The organism is Bacillus sp. AFS031507 (genome assembly GCF_002584635.1).
In the GTDB taxonomy this organism is placed as follows: domain Bacteria; phylum Bacillota; class Bacilli; order Bacillales; family Cytobacillaceae; genus Neobacillus.
In genome coordinates, this window is sequence record NZ_NUOW01000001.1 from 125,434 (window position 1) to 141,680 (window position 16,247).

17 protein-coding genes are annotated in these 16,247 nt (G+C 38.3%); 1 reads left to right on the top strand and 16 read right to left on the bottom strand.

Features of this window, described 5'->3' with window-relative positions; translation table 11 throughout:
- Window positions 1-32: 32 nt before the first annotated feature.
- Window positions 33-1,046: a 4Fe-4S binding protein gene (locus tag COE25_RS00615; protein WP_098930086.1), complete on the bottom strand. Its 1,014-nt coding sequence runs from the start codon at window positions 1,044-1,046 to the stop codon at window positions 33-35.
- A 195-nt stretch (window positions 1,047-1,241) separates the two neighbouring features.
- Window positions 1,242-2,225: a Gfo/Idh/MocA family protein gene (locus COE25_RS00620; RefSeq protein WP_098930554.1), complete on the bottom strand. Its 984-nt coding sequence runs from the start codon at window positions 2,223-2,225 to the stop codon at window positions 1,242-1,244.
- A gap of 204 nt (window positions 2,226-2,429) precedes the next feature.
- On the opposite strand from COE25_RS00620, the gene COE25_RS00625 reads away from it, so the two are divergent.
- The gene (locus COE25_RS00625) at window positions 2,430-4,085 is read left to right on the top strand and encodes a glutamine--tRNA ligase/YqeY domain fusion protein (RefSeq protein ID WP_098930088.1); all 1,656 of its coding nucleotides are present in this window, start codon (window positions 2,430-2,432) and stop codon (window positions 4,083-4,085) included.
- Window positions 4,086-4,125: 40 nt separating this feature from the next.
- Here the strand turns inward: COE25_RS00625 and COE25_RS00630 are convergent, their stop codons facing one another.
- From COE25_RS00630 to COE25_RS00695, 14 genes are all read right to left on the bottom strand, one after another.
- A complete protein-coding gene (locus COE25_RS00630; protein WP_257208668.1) occupies window positions 4,126-5,187 on the bottom strand; it encodes a PAS domain-containing sensor histidine kinase in 1,062 nt (353 codons plus the stop codon).
- Between the two features lie 19 nt (window positions 5,188-5,206).
- Window positions 5,207-5,656: a GAF domain-containing protein gene (locus COE25_RS00635; RefSeq protein ID WP_098930090.1), complete on the bottom strand. Its 450-nt coding sequence runs from the start codon at window positions 5,654-5,656 to the stop codon at window positions 5,207-5,209.
- A 15-nt stretch (window positions 5,657-5,671) separates the two neighbouring features.
- Window positions 5,672-6,325 (bottom strand): response regulator, encoded by a 654-nt coding sequence (locus tag COE25_RS00640; protein ID WP_088085771.1) that lies wholly within the window; start codon window positions 6,323-6,325, stop codon window positions 5,672-5,674.
- A 13-nt stretch (window positions 6,326-6,338) separates the two neighbouring features.
- Entirely contained in the window at window positions 6,339-7,004 is a 666-nt protein-coding gene (locus tag COE25_RS00645) for a sensor histidine kinase (protein ID WP_098930092.1), read from the bottom strand.
- A 38-nt stretch (window positions 7,005-7,042) separates the two neighbouring features.
- Complete coding sequence (locus COE25_RS00650) at window positions 7,043-7,324, bottom strand: hypothetical protein (protein ID WP_088085769.1); 282 nt, start codon at window positions 7,322-7,324, stop codon at window positions 7,043-7,045.
- Complete coding sequence (locus COE25_RS00655; RefSeq protein ID WP_098930094.1) at window positions 7,311-7,622, bottom strand: hypothetical protein; 312 nt, start codon at window positions 7,620-7,622, stop codon at window positions 7,311-7,313. The genes COE25_RS00650 and COE25_RS00655 overlap by 14 nt, the downstream gene beginning before the upstream one ends.
- Window positions 7,615-7,806 carry a hypothetical protein gene (locus COE25_RS00660; protein ID WP_088085767.1) on the bottom strand — a complete coding sequence of 64 codons (192 nt, stop codon included), beginning with the start codon at window positions 7,804-7,806 and terminating at the stop codon, window positions 7,615-7,617. Before COE25_RS00660 ends, COE25_RS00655 begins: the two co-directional genes overlap by 8 nt.
- The gene (locus COE25_RS00665) at window positions 7,796-8,320 is read right to left on the bottom strand and encodes a QcrA and Rieske domain-containing protein (RefSeq protein WP_098930096.1); all 525 of its coding nucleotides are present in this window, start codon (window positions 8,318-8,320) and stop codon (window positions 7,796-7,798) included. Before COE25_RS00665 ends, COE25_RS00660 begins: the two co-directional genes overlap by 11 nt.
- An 11-nt stretch (window positions 8,321-8,331) precedes the next feature.
- Window positions 8,332-8,892 (bottom strand): 4Fe-4S dicluster domain-containing protein, encoded by a 561-nt coding sequence (locus COE25_RS00670; protein WP_088085765.1) that lies wholly within the window; start codon window positions 8,890-8,892, stop codon window positions 8,332-8,334.
- Window positions 8,893-11,082, bottom strand: a complete 2,190-nt coding sequence (locus COE25_RS00675; protein WP_098930098.1) for a molybdopterin oxidoreductase family protein — start codon at window positions 11,080-11,082, stop codon at window positions 8,893-8,895.
- Window positions 11,069-12,151: a hypothetical protein gene (locus tag COE25_RS00680; RefSeq protein WP_098930100.1), complete on the bottom strand. Its 1,083-nt coding sequence runs from the start codon at window positions 12,149-12,151 to the stop codon at window positions 11,069-11,071. The genes COE25_RS00675 and COE25_RS00680 overlap by 14 nt, the downstream gene beginning before the upstream one ends.
- A 152-nt stretch (window positions 12,152-12,303) precedes the next feature.
- Entirely contained in the window at window positions 12,304-13,485 is a 1,182-nt protein-coding gene (locus COE25_RS00685) for a hypothetical protein (protein ID WP_098930102.1), read from the bottom strand.
- A 140-nt stretch (window positions 13,486-13,625) separates the two neighbouring features.
- The gene (locus tag COE25_RS00690; protein ID WP_098930104.1) at window positions 13,626-14,789 is read right to left on the bottom strand and encodes an HD-GYP domain-containing protein; all 1,164 of its coding nucleotides are present in this window, start codon (window positions 14,787-14,789) and stop codon (window positions 13,626-13,628) included.
- A gap of 195 nt (window positions 14,790-14,984) precedes the next feature.
- Window positions 14,985-16,232 carry an ATP-binding protein gene (locus COE25_RS00695; RefSeq protein WP_098930106.1) on the bottom strand — a complete coding sequence of 416 codons (1,248 nt, stop codon included), beginning with the start codon at window positions 16,230-16,232 and terminating at the stop codon, window positions 14,985-14,987.
- Window positions 16,233-16,247: the final 15 nt, after the last annotated feature.

Sequence of the window (16,247 nt, forward strand, 5' to 3'; positions counted from 1 at the left end):
TGTTTAACACTTATACGGGAAAACACCGCTAATTATTTTATGTTTTTGGCCTCTGGGATTAGTTGTTTCCATTCTTCATAGGAGATGATTGAATCCCAGTGACCTGTTATTTTTGCAAAAGTAATAATAACGAAAAACAGCACGAAGAAGGTAACTGGTACAAACCATTTATTCACCTTTTTACGCGCAACCGTCATGTTGAGTGTGTCTTTTACGGGGCATGCCTCTACACAGGACATACATGCTGAGCAATTAAAAGAATTTACAGTCTCCACCTTGTGTACCTTTAATCGTTGCGGACAAACCTTTGTACACATTTCGCAGTTTGTACAAGTATCTTCATTCCGCTCAATTTTTGTAATCCTAAAGATACTTCCAAGACCAATTAATGCACCATACGGACAGAGGAAGCGGCACCAAAAGTTTCTAAAGAATAATGACAAGATGAAGATCACAATAATAAACTTCAAGGCAAAGCCGCCAAGATTTGTGAATAAAAGAAGCATTTTCACATCAGAGACCTTATTATACGGCTCCTCGAGAAACCTTTTAGCCGTAAAAGTAGGCATTTGAATAACCATTAGGACAAAAAAGAGCATCAATAAGTATTTAATAGGTGTTAAAAGCCAAGTTACCCATCTTGGAATTTCAAAATTCCTTTTAAACATTTTTCTGCCAAACCAGCCAATCATTTCACTAAATGTTCCAACAGGACATATCCAGCTGCAGAACGACTTACGAAATATAATTCCTGCACCCACAAAAAATGCTAGTAAAACCAGACCCGCAGGATGAATCACATCAAACTCTCCACTCTTCAGCCATACCTTTAAGGCGACCAAGCCGCTGATTGTTAAAAAACCTTCGACCGCAGATGGCCGTTCAACGAAAGGAGCTTTTCCGAGGGTTTCAAAATGCAGATAAAATTGATAAAACTGCAGACCAACATATAGTAAAAACAGCAGGAACAAGCCTTGAACAGTATATCTTGTCATTTGCACAGGCTTACGTTTCAACTGTTTCTTATACCATGCTTTTGATTTCATAAGGTTTTCCTCCAATCCTGTTACATCAACTATAAAGAACATACAATTCATGGAATGTGATAAAAGTCATTGAGAATATTGAATTCATAAAGAGTTCACATAACCATTATTAAAAATGTCAACTAAGTTCATTACCATTGAAGAAAACCCCATAAGAAAAGGCCAGAGGATGTATCCCCTGGCCTGTTTTTGTTTCTATTTTTCTGAAGCAAATAAAATATTATTTTGTTTCCTTGCCTCTTCTGTGATTCGAAGGACAATTTCGCTCCAACTTTTTAATTGCTGATATTCTTGATCATTTTCGGTTGCAATAATCCTGGCAATATTTTCACATTCATAAACCATGTTTTGTTCTTCTAGTTCGACACTCAAGATTTCGCTCTCTATTCCACGGTTGTCAACGAAGGTTATTTTTGAAATCGGGGCCGCATCCTCGAGGACAAAGGTTCCCTTTTCTCCATGTATTTCACACGGTAATTCTGAATGAGATATTTTCGAACAAAGGATTGTACAAACAAAATCGTCATACGTTAACACAAGTGTTCCACTTCCATCCACACCGCTGCGGAGGAGGACCGGGTGATAGGTTACCTGCTTGGGCTCACCAAACAACCCGACGGCTAAATAGAGTGGATAAACACCTAAATCAACAAGTGCGCCGCCAGAATAGGTGGCAGAAAAAATATTTGGTTCCTCCCCTTGTAAAAATAAATCATAGCGGGAGGAATATTGCATGTATGGTAACATGGTACTTCGCAACTCCCCGACCATAGGGAGCTTGTCCTTTAATATTTTGAAATTAGGGGTATGCACATTTCGGATTGCTTCAAATAAATAAACCCCATTTTCCGCCGCTGTTTGGTATGCCTCCGCCAACTCTGCACTATTTGAAAATATTGGTTTTTCGCAGATCACGTGTTTCTTATTTTTCAAAAACATTAGTGTCTGGTCAAAATGGACTGAATTTGGCGATGCTATGTATACAGCTTCTATTTCAGAACTTGTCGCCATCTCCTCTAGATCTGTATAAAAATTAGGAACATTATATGTATCTGCAAATTGTTTCGCTTTATCCTCTGTTCTTGAATAGACACTAGTTAATTGCCATTGACCGCTAAGTTGTGCTGCTTGGATAAAGGATTCCGTAATCCACCCTGTCCCGACTGTACCAAAGTTAATCATTATACTTCACCTTCCTTTATATATCTTCAAGAAACTATTGTAGTCTTTTTCAACCACACTTGCCAATTCCGAATTTCAAAAAAATGGGCAAACATTTCATTTTATGTGTGTTTTTCACATGAATTGTAGGGAACAATGGAAAAATATCAGTATTTATGTTATTTATAAAGTAGTAGTTAAGAATGAAAGAGGTTGAAAAGGGTGGAAAATCATACATCAAATTTTATTAAAGATATTATGATAAAAGATTTGGAGTCCGGAAAGCACAACAAAATCGTCACTCGGTTCCCGCCAGAGCCAAACGGTTATTTACATATCGGACATGCAAAATCGATTGTAATCAATTTCGGTTTGGCAGATGAATTTAACGGGCTTACCAATTTACGCTTTGACGATACGAATCCGTTAAAGGAAGATATCGAATATGTAAATTCGATCAAAGAAGATGTAAAATGGTTAGGTTTTGAATGGGATAACTTATTATTTGCATCGAATTATTTTGAAGAAATGTTTAGGAGAGCGGTTCTTTTAATTAAAAAAGGATTAGCCTATGTTGATGACCTGTCAGCGGATGAAATTCGTGAATACCGTGGAACACTTACCGCGCCCGGCAAAAATAGCCCCTATCGCGATCGCTCCATAGAAGAAAACCTTGAATTATTTGAAAATATGCGAAATGGTATGTACGACAACGGTCAAAAGGTCCTGCGGGCAAAGATTGATATGTCATCAGCAAATATTAATTTACGTGATCCTGTTATTTACCGTATTGCTCATGCGACACATCATAACACGGGCGATAAATGGTGCATTTATCCGATGTACGCATTTGCTCATCCACTCGAAGATGCGATTGAAGGGGTAACGCATTCGATCTGTACGATTGAGTTTGAGGATCAACGCCCCCTTTATAATTGGATTGTTGAAAACTGTGAAATGGAAAGCATCCCACAACAAATTGAATTTGGCCGCTTAAATGTAACCAATACTGTGATGAGTAAACGCAAGCTGAAGCAATTGGTTGACGAGGGATTTGTTGATGGCTGGGATGATCCGCGTATGCCGACGATTTCCGGGATGAGAAGAAAAGGATTTACCCCAGAATCGATTCGTGCTTTTGTCAGTGAAACTGGCGTTCATAAGGGTTCAGGTGCAGTTGATTCACAAATGCTTGAACATTTTGTCCGTGAAGATTTGAAATTAAAAGCACCTCGTACCATGGGCGTAATCAACCCATTAAAGGTAGTCATCACGAATTATCCAGAAGGACAAATTGAATTGCTTGATGCCGAAGTCAATTCAGAAAATCCTGAGATGGGATCAAGGAAAATTCCATTCTCTCGTGAGATCTATATTGAACAAGACGACTTCATGGAGGAACCACCTAAGAAGTATTTCCGTCTATTCCCAGGCAATGAGGTCCGCCTTAAAAACGCTTATTTCATTAAATGTGAAGAAGTTGTCAAAGATCCAAATGGTAAGGTCGTCGAACTGCGCTGTACCTATGACCCTGAAACAAAAAGTGGTACAGGTTTTACAGGCAGAAAAGTAAAAGGAACCATTCATTGGGTGGAAGCAGCTCATGCAGTTCCAGCTGAATTCCGACTTTATGAGCCGCTTATTTTGGATACAGCCGATGAAGCTGATGGGGCTGAAAAATCCTTTCTTGATAACGTTAATCCACATTCACTTGAGGTGTTACAAGGTTTTGTAGAACCAAACATGAAGGAAAGCAGACCGCAGGAAAAATTCCAATTCTTTAGACACGGCTACTTCAACGTCGATCCCAAAGAAACGACAGTCGATAAGTTAGTATTTAACAGGATTGTTTCCTTAAAAAGTTCTTTTAAAATATAACAGCAAAGAACCAGGCGCAAAACATTGCCTGGTTCTTTTTCTATTCTATAATAGAGATGGGTACTTCTAAGATAAGTTTGGTTCCCATCCCAGGGGAAGAACTAATAAATAGTTCCCCTCCGACAGAGCGAGCACGCTCATCCATACTAAACAAACCTACACCCACGGATTGATTTTTAATCTCAAAACCCTTTCCTTTGTCCTCAACCATCACCCGGACGATATCATCCAGCTCTCTAACAGTCACTGTTGCTTCGATAACTTCTGCATATTTTCGGATATTTGTTAGCGCCTCCTGAATAATACGGTAAATCGTAAGTTCAATGCTGATGTTCAGGCGGCGATTTAACACGCATTCAAAATAAACATCAATATTATAGTGATCAGAGTAACGTGATAGAAATGAGCGAATGGCTGGTACTAAGCCTAGGTCATCTAAGACCGACGGTCGCAGCTCCCATGAAATTTCGCGGATTTCTTCGATTAACTGGGTTGCTTCTTTTTGCATCTGCAAAAGAAGCGGATGATCCATTTCGGCAAGAAGTCGATTGATCGTTATTAAATGACTATAAAGGTTTTGACCGATACCATCGTGTAAATTACGCGACAAGCGCTTACGTTCTTCTTCTTGAACATTGATGATGGTTGTCATCATGTTTTGGAGTTCTCGTTCGACTCGCTTTCGCTCGGTGATCTCATAACGAATCGCTAAGTATTGATAAGGCTTTCCTTTTTCATTTAAAAAAGGGACAATCGTGGTATCCATCCAATAATATGTACCATCTTTTGCTCTGTTACAAATTTCACCTTTCCAGACTTCGCCGGAACCAATTGTTCTCCACATTTTTTTAAAAAATTCTTTTGAATGGTACCTGGAATTCACAATTCGATGATCTTGACCCAGGAGTTCTTCTCTGGAATATTTCGAGATATGACAAAATTGATCATTTACATATGTAATTATCCCCCGAGAATCTGTGATGGCAACAATAGAAGATTCATCGAGCGCAAACTTTATATCTACCAATTCTTGCATCGATTTTTTTAATTCTATCTCAAGGTCTGCGAAATTATTTGCAGGCTGGTCCATTTTCTTGTCCATTAGCATCCCCCTGCATCTTTCATAGTATCTGCTCCTTTAATATCTGTTCCAAGGCTTGAGCGGATTCTCTTACATACTGCTGATCTTCTTCAGTAAACGTTGTGGTTCTTCTATTACCAATGAGCAAAACCCCTTTTGGTACAGCATTAAAAAATAAAGGGACGGCATAGGAGGAAACAAGTTTTTCAGCAAGAATAATTGGATAATCTGTTACTTTTCCGATAACTCCATTCGGAAAATCTGTTATCATCATCGGACTGCCGCTTGAGATTATTTTTCCCGCGATCCCTTTACCGAAACGGACGGTTATTCTTTTGTATTTATCATTTATATTGGCGGATGCATAATGCCACCTAACATCCGGGCCCACTTCATTTTGCAACGCCAAGGCTACAAATTCGCAGCCTACCACAGCCATAAGACTGTCGCAAACCTTGATAACCTCTTGCAGTTCCATAATCTCTTTCATCCCAAGTAACTCTCCTTAAATACCATAACCTAATAAACCTTTCCTAACTGCGTATTCCACTAACTCAGGTCTGGTTTTCATCTGAAGTTTCTCCATCAAGTTACCTTTATGGGTTTCGACCGTTTTTACACTGATTACCAGCTGTTCAGCAATTTCCTTATTGGAATACCCTTTAGCAATAAGTGTTAGAACTTCTTTCTCCCGCTCGGATAAAAGATTATACGTATCATTCCCATCTTGTTTTACGCTGCTCAAATATTCTTCCATCAATCGCTTCTGTGCAGATGGATGTAAATAGGCATCCCCGACTGCAACTGATTCGATTGCTGACATTAGTTCATCATGTGGGGCGCTTTTTAAAATACAGCCTGAAGCTCCCCCTTGAATTGCTCGAAAAAGGTATTCTTCATCATCATGCATCGTGAGAATCAAAATATTTATTTCCGGCTTTAGCTTTTTTAATTCGGTCGTTGCCGACAAGCCGTCTTTTCCATGTGGCATACTTAAATCCATGACTACGACATCCGGTTTTAACTTCAAGGCTTTTTTGATTCCTTCATTGCCTTCTGATGCTTCACCAATTACTTCCATTTCAGGATTTGTGTTCAAAAGCATTTTTAAACCCATTCTAACTACGGCATGATCATCAACCAGCAGAATCTTTATCACTCTTAACTCCCCTTTAATCCCTATTTACTAACGGAAGGGCTAGCACTATGGATGTTCCTTCTCCTATTTTAGAAGAAATGGTACACTGTCCGCCAGTCAGAAGCATTCGTTCTTTCATGGCCGCAATACCTGATGAAGGATTAATGAAATTGTTTTCGTCCTGTTGAAACCCTCTGCCGAAATCATAAATGGAAATTTTCAGCTCTTGCTCTGACCAAATAAAATTCATTTTTACATTGGATGTATCTGCATACTTGGCAATATTGGCAAGTGCCTCCTGGCATACACGAAATACCGTGATCCTATTTTTTTCAGATATCCACTTTTCTTCACCCGTTGAATCTAAATCCACTAGGATCCCAAACGTGGATGTATATAACTTAATATAGCTTTTCATGGCTGGTAGTAAACCAAGAGTAGTTAGGGTAGGCGGATGCAATTCAACCGAAAGAAGCCTAATTTCTTGAATGGTCTTTTCAATCAACTGCGACATTTCGCGGACATAACTTTTCATATGCGGCTCTTTTTCACCAGATTCAATAAACTGCAAGCCTGTTAAAATACTATATAGATTTTGTCCAACACCTTCGTGCAGCTCTAAGGCAATCCGTTTTATTTCTTCCTCTTGGGAATGAATAATATAAGAGCTTATCTCCTGTTTTGAATTTAATACATCCATCCCGCACCTCCGGTTATAAAAAAAAGGCAGGTTCTTTTTTAAAAGACCTGTACCTTTTTTACAGTAAACGTTAAGCCGCTCTCCGAATCAAAAGCCGACCATTGTCCATCCATCTGACTTACTCGACAAGAAATCGGTACCGCAAGAAAATAAAAATCATCAAAATAAAAGCGGATATGGGTTCTATCAGGACAGAACTGCACCTTTTTTATGGTTTTCTTCACAGCTGGTGCCTGATCTCCACCATCCGCATCTTGAATCGCAATTGTTACCGGCACACCCACAAATATGTTCAAATCATCTAATTTAATGAGTTCCACAGCTGTTACATCCTCTCTTCGCAGGATAGATGAACATCTTAAAGCCCTGCAAATACTCCCAAAACTTCTCATCGGCATTTTCCTCGATGAATTGAATCGTTTCTTCTTCAGAACCCCAGTCACTCATTCCTTTTATTTCAGCAATAACCACCTCTGCCCCATCGAGTGTTTTTTCTTCAAGAAACCAATTTAGGCGTTTTTTCGAAAAAGTGGTCTTCAATAACTCATCAATTTCATGGCTAAAGCTGCCTGCTTCTGGCCGGACAAAACAAAAATCAATATAGGTTTCACTAGTCATTGATATTCACACCTTTTTTATAAATAAGGAATGCGACTGGAAATAAAATAACGTTAATGACTGCAGCAATTATTGTATTAGTATAGTTTTCATAGAAGTATTGATGAACCATATATTGTGTAAAGATAATGTTTAACATCAACACCACAAGTAGTAGGGCAACTGGCAAATAACTACGCTTCATAACGCTTCACCCCCACGGCATAAACCACTCCGTTTTCTACTTTTACATATATTTCAGGAAGTGGACGTCTCGGTGGACCAGCAATCGGCGCACCTGTTTCTACATCGAATTTCCCGTGATGGCAAGGGCAAAGCATTTCTCTTTCATCCTTTTTCCAAAACACAGGGCATCTTAAGTGGGTGCACGCATTTTGGTAGGCTACATATTTATTTTCGGAGAGTCTAATTAAAATAGCACTATCATGTTCACCAGGAAAAGCAAAGTCGACTGCATCTCCGATAGGCAGAGATTTAACATCGGTAATTTTTTGCTTTGGATATTTTTTATCGCCCAATCCTGTTAATTCTTTTGCAGCCAAGGCTCCCCAAGGAAGTGAAGAAACAGCGAAAACACCTGCCGCACCAACTAGCGTTTTCATAAATCCACGTCGGTCGAGCTTTCTTTCATTATTGCGGTTTATATTATGTGTGTAATTATCTTCTTTGAACGGGATTTTATTATTTTTATCTGTCATGCGAATCCCTCCTAAAACAATTTAGTGACGCCCTGCAGAATACCAGGAAGATTCACTTTTACATTTGTTTCGCCTTCTAAATAAGGCATACTTGTTACCCATTTACCATTATCTAAGTTAAATTTCTTTTGTTTCGCTTCAATTTCTTCATCTGTCAGCCATTGTAATGTATTTGACGGGCAAACACTTGCACACATTGGCGGGATGCCATCCTTTGTACGGTCGATACAAAGATCGCACTTGTACATTAAATTTTGCTCTGTATCAAACTTTGGTATTCCATACGGGCAAGCAATTGTACAGTTTTGGCAACCAATGCACTTTTCCACTAGAGCCGAAAGAACGGCTCCTGTTTCATGGATTTGGATCGCCTGGGCTGGACAGCTTCTTGCACAAGCTGGATTCACACAGTGAAGGCACATCAGAGGCATCGTTTGACGGTTAACAAGCGGATTCACATCGTAAACATAGTTACGGTTACGTTCCTCATGCCCTCCGCACTGCGTACAAGCCGCCAAACACGAGCGGCACCCTATACAGTTTTCAAGTTCGAGATATAGCCTCTTTTTCATTTACTGCACCTTCTTCATTTCTAGTTTTTCAATCTGAGCGGCACACGCTTTGAATTCCGGCATCCGTGACATAGGGTCAAGCGCTGCAATCGTTAATAGATTAATAGATTTATCGTAACCAAAATGGTAGGGAACAAATACGGTATCTTTTCGAATGGCTTCAGTGATTTTCACTTTATATTTCGCTTCACCTCTACGAGTAAAGAGGCGAACAAATTCTTCGTGTTCAATGTTATATTTAGCAGCAGTTTCTGGATGTACTTCTACATACGGTTCTGGGCACATATCGCGCAAGAATTGGATCCGGCGGGTTTGGTTTCCAGATAGATAATGGTAGACGACACGTCCTGTGGTTAAGCGTAATGGATATACTTCATCAGGCTCTTCAGCCGGTGGACGATAGGGCAGGGCACAGATTTTTGCCTTTCCATCTGGATGATAGAACTTTTTATCTAAGAACATGTGGGGTGTTCCTGGATCATTTTCGTCTTTACATGGCCAAAAAACACCATCTTGCTTTTCGATTTTATCCCATGTGATACCATAGTAGTCGGCATAGCCGCCTTTAGAAGCTAAACGGAATTCATCCCCAACATCGCTTGCTGTTTTTAAATGTGAGAAGTATTTTCCTCTGCCTAGACGCTCACATAATTCCACTTGGATTTGCCAATCTGGTTTCGATTCTCCCAGCGGTTCTTGTGCCTTGTTAATTTTAATACAACGTCCTTCAAGGTTGGTTACTGTTCCTTCGTCTTCAGACCAAGTTGTGGTTGGAAGAATGACATCCGCAAACTCAGCTGATTCCGATAAGTAAAAGTCTGCACACACCATAAAGTCTAGATTTTTCATTTGTTCACGTACATAATTTAGATTTGGAGCCGATACGGCTGGATTGGAGCAAAGCAGGTACAAACCTCTAATTGTTTTTTGCTCCATTAATTCGAACATTTCGTATGCAGATACACCCTCTTTTGGCATTTCTTCGGGTTCAATTCCCCACACTTTGGCAACTGCCTTCACGTGCTCTGGATTTGTGATTTTACGATAACCAGGAAGGGCATCTGCTTTTTGACCGTGCTCCCGGCCGCCTTGACCGTTCCCTTGACCAGTAAATGTAGCAACTCCTGCTTTCGGGCGGCCAATTTTCCCTGTGACTAAGGCCATGTTTGTGTATGCTGATACGTTATCAACACCTTTATGCTGTTGCTCAATTCCTCGGGCAAACATGACAATGGCATTTGGTGCTTTACCGTAGATTTCTGCTGCACGTATGATTTTTTCTGGTACAACCCCAGTAAGCTCACTCGTATATTCAGGTGTAAATTCTTTTACCAATTCTTTTGTTTCTTCAAAGCCATTTGTATGGTTATTTACGAATTCTTCATCCGCATAGCCATTTTGAATAAGTAAGTTTAGAATTCCATTGGCAAGGGCTAAGTCTGTTCCTGGTCTTAAATCTAAGTGAACATCTGCTCTCCTGGCAATTGGTGTTTCACGCGGGTCTGCTACAATTAAGTAGCCTCCTCTTTCCTGGACTGCCCACACTCGGAACATCGAAGTTGGGTGACATTCTGCTGTATTGCTTCCTGCAATAAACAAGCAATCCGTTTCATGAAGATCTGTCCAAGGCAGGGTTGATCCTCGGTCGACTCCAAGGGATCTCAGAAAGCCACCTGCGGCACTTGCCATACAGAATCGGCCGTTGTAATCAATGTAACGAGTCTGTAAGCCGACACGGGCAAACTTTCCTGATAAATAACATTTTTCGTTTGTCATCGATACACCACTATAGACACTAAGTGAATCCTTACCATAATTTTTTTGAAGCTCTTGAAATTTTTTCACGATTAAATCATAAGCTTCATCCCAGGTTGCCTCACGAAAGCCATCTTTTGTTCCCTTTAGTGATGCATCATCACGAATTAGTGGTTTTAAAATACGATCATCATGGTTGGTTTGCTGGTAAGCAGTAACCCCTTTGGGACACATTTTGCCGACCGTTACCGGCCAGTCATATCGAGGCTCCACCCCAATTATTTTATTTGTTTTTGTATTTACCCGTAAATTCATCCCGCATTGCATCCCGCAATAACTGCAATGAGTTTTTACAAGCGTTTCATTCGGATGACGAACATTTTCGACTTCTTTGAAAAATTTATCTCTTGGGTTCCGAAAATTATCCTTTTGCATTCTGGTTTGCCTCCTTGACCTTTACTTGATGAGTTGCGAAGCCTGAGAATCTTGAAATTCTATATTTTCTGCGACATGGCAGGCATAGTTCAGCTAGATTAAAGCCATCTTGCATATTGAAGTCGATCTCGTTAGCGCCTAATACTTGAATAACATCACTAGATTGTTCCACTGATACAAAATGATCGCCGCACACCTTACATTTCTTCATTTGCTTCTCAGCATAATGTTCACGGTAATTTCTTGCGAATACACTCATTGGACGGAATGGAATATGCGCTAGCTTTCCAAACGGTAGATAAATTAACGTGACGATTACGGAAAATTGGTGAATCAGTGACATTTGCGGCTGCATCCAGCCATGCATGACAATGTTTTGAAAGGTTAGTAAAAGCCCGGTTACAGATATAAATAACAATAAATAAAGTGGTAAAAAATCATACATGAATTTTTGTTCTGCTCTCGCCTGCATGTTACCTAAGCGACGGTAGAGCGCCATGCACACACCCGCAGTCACCATAATAGCTGCGATATTCAGTGCATTATAGGAGAGCCATGCAATAATTCCTTCGGCTTTAACCTGCATGACGTTCATTCCAAATAACACGATCGTATAGTACCCATTGTCTTCCATCGTAAAATACATCCAGCTGAATACGAGCGGAAAGGTCACCAAGCACGCAAGGACACAGCCCCAACCGATTAAAATATGCTGTACCCATCGGTAAATCCCGCGATTTCGGATAAAATCGTAAATGGCTAAATGATTAACAGCCGTTTTCGGAGTACTTTTTCGAAATAAAAGCTTTAAGCCTTTTTTAATAAAAATCTTGGTCGGTGGTCTCTCGCCCCAAGCAATAAAGCGGTAGAAAAATCCGCCGATAAAGACGATGGTTCCGACCATATACCCATAAAGATTCAAGTCAACGTGCGTAAACATTCTTGTGCCAATAAAAGTTAAAATAGCGAGTCCGGCAATAGTTAAAAACATTGATTTAGCAAAATGTGAAGCAAAGGCATCATTGACCGAGCTTCCTGTTTTTTTATTTGTAGCAATATTTGATTGCATCCTCTAGTCCCTCCTAAAAAAAATAACACCACCGTTTTTCTTNNAAGAAAAACGGTGGTGTTATAAATATCAGGGAGTTCCCCTATCATGGAAGGAAAAAACCCTTAGAAATATTATTTTAGACAAATGTTTGTCACATCTAGTATTAAGATCTATCTTTGAGTGTACTTTTTTCGCCAGGAATATAGGAGAAGCAATAAACCAATTAGTATTTGCAAGGTAAAAAGTATTGCATCCCAGAATGGAAGCGAGGACGGTCCTTGAGAAAAACCAGGAAGAATTCTTTTCCATGCAAATAATAATTGGGGGACATAAAAAAATGTATATATGCTAACTGTCAGGATGACTCCGACAAAATAAAAGGTTGAATATAAAAAAACTATCTTTTTTTCTCCCTCAAAAACAACCTCTTGTATTGATGGTGAGTTGAGAAATGAAAGCTTCTTCCTTATCGCTTGCTGGGCATTTTCCATTAAGTTATAGCAGCCCGATACATTTTCAATCACGTAATATAAATCGGTTTTCATATAAATGAAGCCTTGGTAAACCATTCGAATAAATGTATCCAAGACCACTACATTCATAACACCCAGGAAAATCTCTGACCCATTTGCAAAAATTAGATGGCTAATTAATGAGCATGAAAGAATAAGTGTATCAAAGCAAAGGCCCGCCAGAAATAAAACATTCCGCTTATTAGAAGGAAGTTTCCAAACCGATGACATATCAGTCTCAAGGACAACAAGTATTAATCGATGCCCGACCTCCAGCTTAGTCGGAAGATTTTGAGCCCTCATCGCTAAAATGTGGCCAAACTCATGAATAAAGACAAGGATAATCGTTATTCCCAACCAAGTCGGGATATTCAAAATCATTAAATCAAAAACAAACAAATCCTTATAGTGCGGAAATAAGCTTGGATGGGATAGAAGGATAAACACATTAACTAGCAATAAAGTGAAATAAACAAGGTATGCATCCTTATTAAAGAAAAACTCCCCGATCTTTGGTGAAATCCATAAAAGGCCTAAGTCTTTCTTTTTCTTTTCCTTCAATTCAACTTTTACACCATCAACTTCACCTATCAAGCCCATAATTAGTAATTGTTCGGCAAAATCGAGCATATCTACTTCATCAATAGGATATTTATCTTTAAGCACCCGTTCAATTTCCTCTATCGACCCACCATTGTTAATTAAATGGATTGCATCAATACAAACCCTCGGCATCTCATAAAACTCGCCTAATGCAATATCTTCAACGATATAATGTTTTTTATCCTTGCGAATATTGACTGGGACCAACAAAAGATGTGAATGAAGTGTTAGGTTCATATTAACACCCTTTATCTCATATTTTATCATTAAGAAAGGATGCTTAGCTTTTCGCTAGCATCCTTTTTTTTAACCTTTCCAACCAGGAACAAATTGACACCACCAGCAAGTTGTTTTTACCTTTTTCAGCTTTCGGATTTTCATAAATCCACCTCCTTAGGAAATTCCCATTCTTTTAACCAGGGATATTTTTCATGAAATTTAATCCATGCTGGATATACCTTTTTGAATTCTTCCACTAACATGGGATCAAATTGGGAACCTTTTCCGTCAATGATGCGTTGATAGGCTACTTCAACTGGCATTGCTGCTCGATAAGATCGAGAAGATGTCATTGCATCAAAAGCATCTGCAACTGCAGCCACTCTAGCAAGGAAGGGGATTTCTTCTCCTTTTAATTGATCAGGATACCCTTTACCATCCCAACGTTCATGATGCGAACGAATGACAGAAAGACTACCTTTAATCCCCTCGACATTATCAACTGCTTCAGCACCAACAACTGGATGTGATTTTATTATTTCAAATTCATCGTTTGTCAGCTTCCCTGGTTTCATTAGAATACGGTCAGGGATATGAACTTTTCCTATATCATGTAATAAACATGCATAATAAAATGATTTTTGCTCATCTTTGGAAAGCTTACCTATTTCCTTTGCTAACAACAAAGCATAACTGGCTACTCTTTCACTATGTCCCTTAGTATACGGATCCTTTAACTCCAGAGTAGCAATAACACCTTTTACAATTCCTTCTAATTGTTTGTCGTATGAAGTACTTATCGCTTTTACGTATCCCTGAAAACGAACTAATAAAAAAAATGCCATGATAGACAGTACAGCTATTAAAATAATTGGGATTATTACATAAGATGTCTTTAATATAATACCAACGAATAAATATCTTGCCGTAACACCTAAACTTACTAGCCAAAAATATTTTCTATTAAGGAAAAGAGGTAGTGATAAAAGTAAAAACACTTCTATTAAATTCCCACTTTTGTAAGACGCTCCCCTTCCATAGAAGGATAAGATATCCACAATAAAAGTAACCAATAGATAGCTTGTAAAAAATACGTATTTTATTGAAGCTTGCTTATTCCGCTTATTTAAATAATATGCTATTGGAATTAATATTATTAAAAGGACATAAGTTAAATAAAAAAATTTACTAGGCGGGCCCACTTCTTCATGTTCTATGAAGGCTGGGAAAAGATAGTAATAAAAAAAATCATAACCTACAAGAATTATATAAAAAAATAAAAGAAACCATTTAACAGTTCTTTTTTCTTCATTAGGTAACATAAACTCCTCCATGTATCTATCCCATTGTACTTTCCATAAAAGCCTCATAGAAATGCTAATATAAAATATTTTTACTTTTTTCAATCTATACAAGAAATTACAAAATCTATTAATGTTCAGTATTCCTCTACATTATATATCATTGATAATACCCTTGAAACACTTTATTTTGATACATTTTGTATAATTGTAGAACTATTTATCTATTTGTAGTATCGGTAAAGTTACAATTACTCGTGTTCCTTTATCAATAATACTTTTAATTTTCATCGCACCCCTGTGGTCCTTAATTATTTGATCTGTAACCATTAAGCCTAAGCCTGTTCCATCCGTTTTTGTAGTAAAAAATGGTTCTCCAAGATTTAGGATATTCTCATCAGCAATTCCACACCCCTCATCTTGAATTGAAACGGACAGTGTGTGTTTTTCTAATACTTTAACACGTATTTCTATCCTACCGCCCTCAGGCATTGCTTCGATCGCATTTTTTATCAAATTAATAAATACTTGTTTTAATTGTTTATCATCACAATCAAGAGGTGGTAAGGGGCCAGCCATTATTGTTTCAACAATTACTCCTTGTCTTTCGGCCTGTTGTTGCGTAATGGATAATGTATAAGCAATTATTTCTTCAATACTTGCCTTTTCAAATTTGATTACTCTTGGTTTTCCAATGTACATCAGATCATTAACAATGGAATTAATCCGGTCGATTTCCTGTATCATAATGGGATAATAATCGTTTGTGTTTGGGTACCGTTCCTGCTGCAGTTGTGTAAAGCCCTTTAATGATGATAGGGGATTCCGTATTTCATGGCCGATTGCCGCAGCCATTTGACCAATAACAGCCAGCTTTTCTTTTTGTCGTAGTTCTTCGTAAACGGTTGTCAAGGTTTGAATATAGGAATTAAAGCGTATCACTAAAATATAGGCTATCACTGATAAGATGACATAGATAACTGTTGGAATTAATACGTTTAAATCTTGTAAAATTAATCCTAATAATAATTCCTTCCCTATCATCCCTAGTGAAACAACCCAGAAATATTTGTTATTCACAAAAATGGGACAAAACAGGATAAATAAAACCTCAACAATATTACCTGAACCAAATGAATCTGTTGTTCCCAGATATTTCATCAAGTTATCAATAATATCAATACCAATGTAACCTATGATGTAGATATATTTTACTACGTAAGGATTCCCCTTTTTAAAAAAATAAATAGCAATCGGCAGCAAACAAAAGATTAGAATATATAACCATACTCCCAGACCAACCTCATTTGTATCAAAAGGATTTACTTTCTTATTTAATTTAGGCCTAATATAAAAATAGAAAATTTCAAATGAATAATATAATAAATTAAACAACCATAAAAATAGAATGATTGCCTTTCTTTCTTCAAATATAAGCTTAGGATTGTTGATGCCTTCTTTCATGTTTGTTTCTCCTCA

Coding starts and splice junctions, on each gene's coding strand:
- COE25_RS00615 (WP_098930086.1), bottom strand. CDS start 1,046: ATGAAATCAAAAGCATGGTATAAGAAACAGTTGAAACGTAAGCCTGTG.
- COE25_RS00630 (WP_257208668.1), bottom strand. CDS start 5,187: ATGGACAAGAAAATGGACCAGCCTGCAAATAATTTCGCAGACCTTGAG.
- COE25_RS00635 (WP_098930090.1), bottom strand. CDS start 5,656: ATGAAAGAGATTATGGAACTGCAAGAGGTTATCAAGGTTTGCGACAGT.
- COE25_RS00645 (WP_098930092.1), bottom strand. CDS start 7,004: ATGGATGTATTAAATTCAAAACAGGAGATAAGCTCTTATATTATTCAT.
- COE25_RS00655 (WP_098930094.1), bottom strand. CDS start 7,622: ATGACTAGTGAAACCTATATTGATTTTTGTTTTGTCCGGCCAGAAGCA.
- COE25_RS00660 (WP_088085767.1), bottom strand. CDS start 7,806: ATGAAGCGTAGTTATTTGCCAGTTGCCCTACTACTTGTGGTGTTGATG.
- COE25_RS00665 (WP_098930096.1), bottom strand. CDS start 8,320: ATGACAGATAAAAATAATAAAATCCCGTTCAAAGAAGATAATTACACA.
- COE25_RS00670 (WP_088085765.1), bottom strand. CDS start 8,892: ATGAAAAAGAGGCTATATCTCGAACTTGAAAACTGTATAGGGTGCCGC.
- COE25_RS00675 (WP_098930098.1), bottom strand. CDS start 11,082: ATGCAAAAGGATAATTTTCGGAACCCAAGAGATAAATTTTTCAAAGAA.
- COE25_RS00680 (WP_098930100.1), bottom strand. CDS start 12,151: ATGCAATCAAATATTGCTACAAATAAAAAAACAGGAAGCTCGGTCAAT.
- COE25_RS00685 (WP_098930102.1), bottom strand. CDS start 13,485: ATGAACCTAACACTTCATTCACATCTTTTGTTGGTCCCAGTCAATATT.
- COE25_RS00690 (WP_098930104.1), bottom strand. CDS start 14,789: ATGTTACCTAATGAAGAAAAAAGAACTGTTAAATGGTTTCTTTTATTT.
- COE25_RS00695 (WP_098930106.1), bottom strand. CDS start 16,232: ATGAAAGAAGGCATCAACAATCCTAAGCTTATATTTGAAGAAAGAAAG.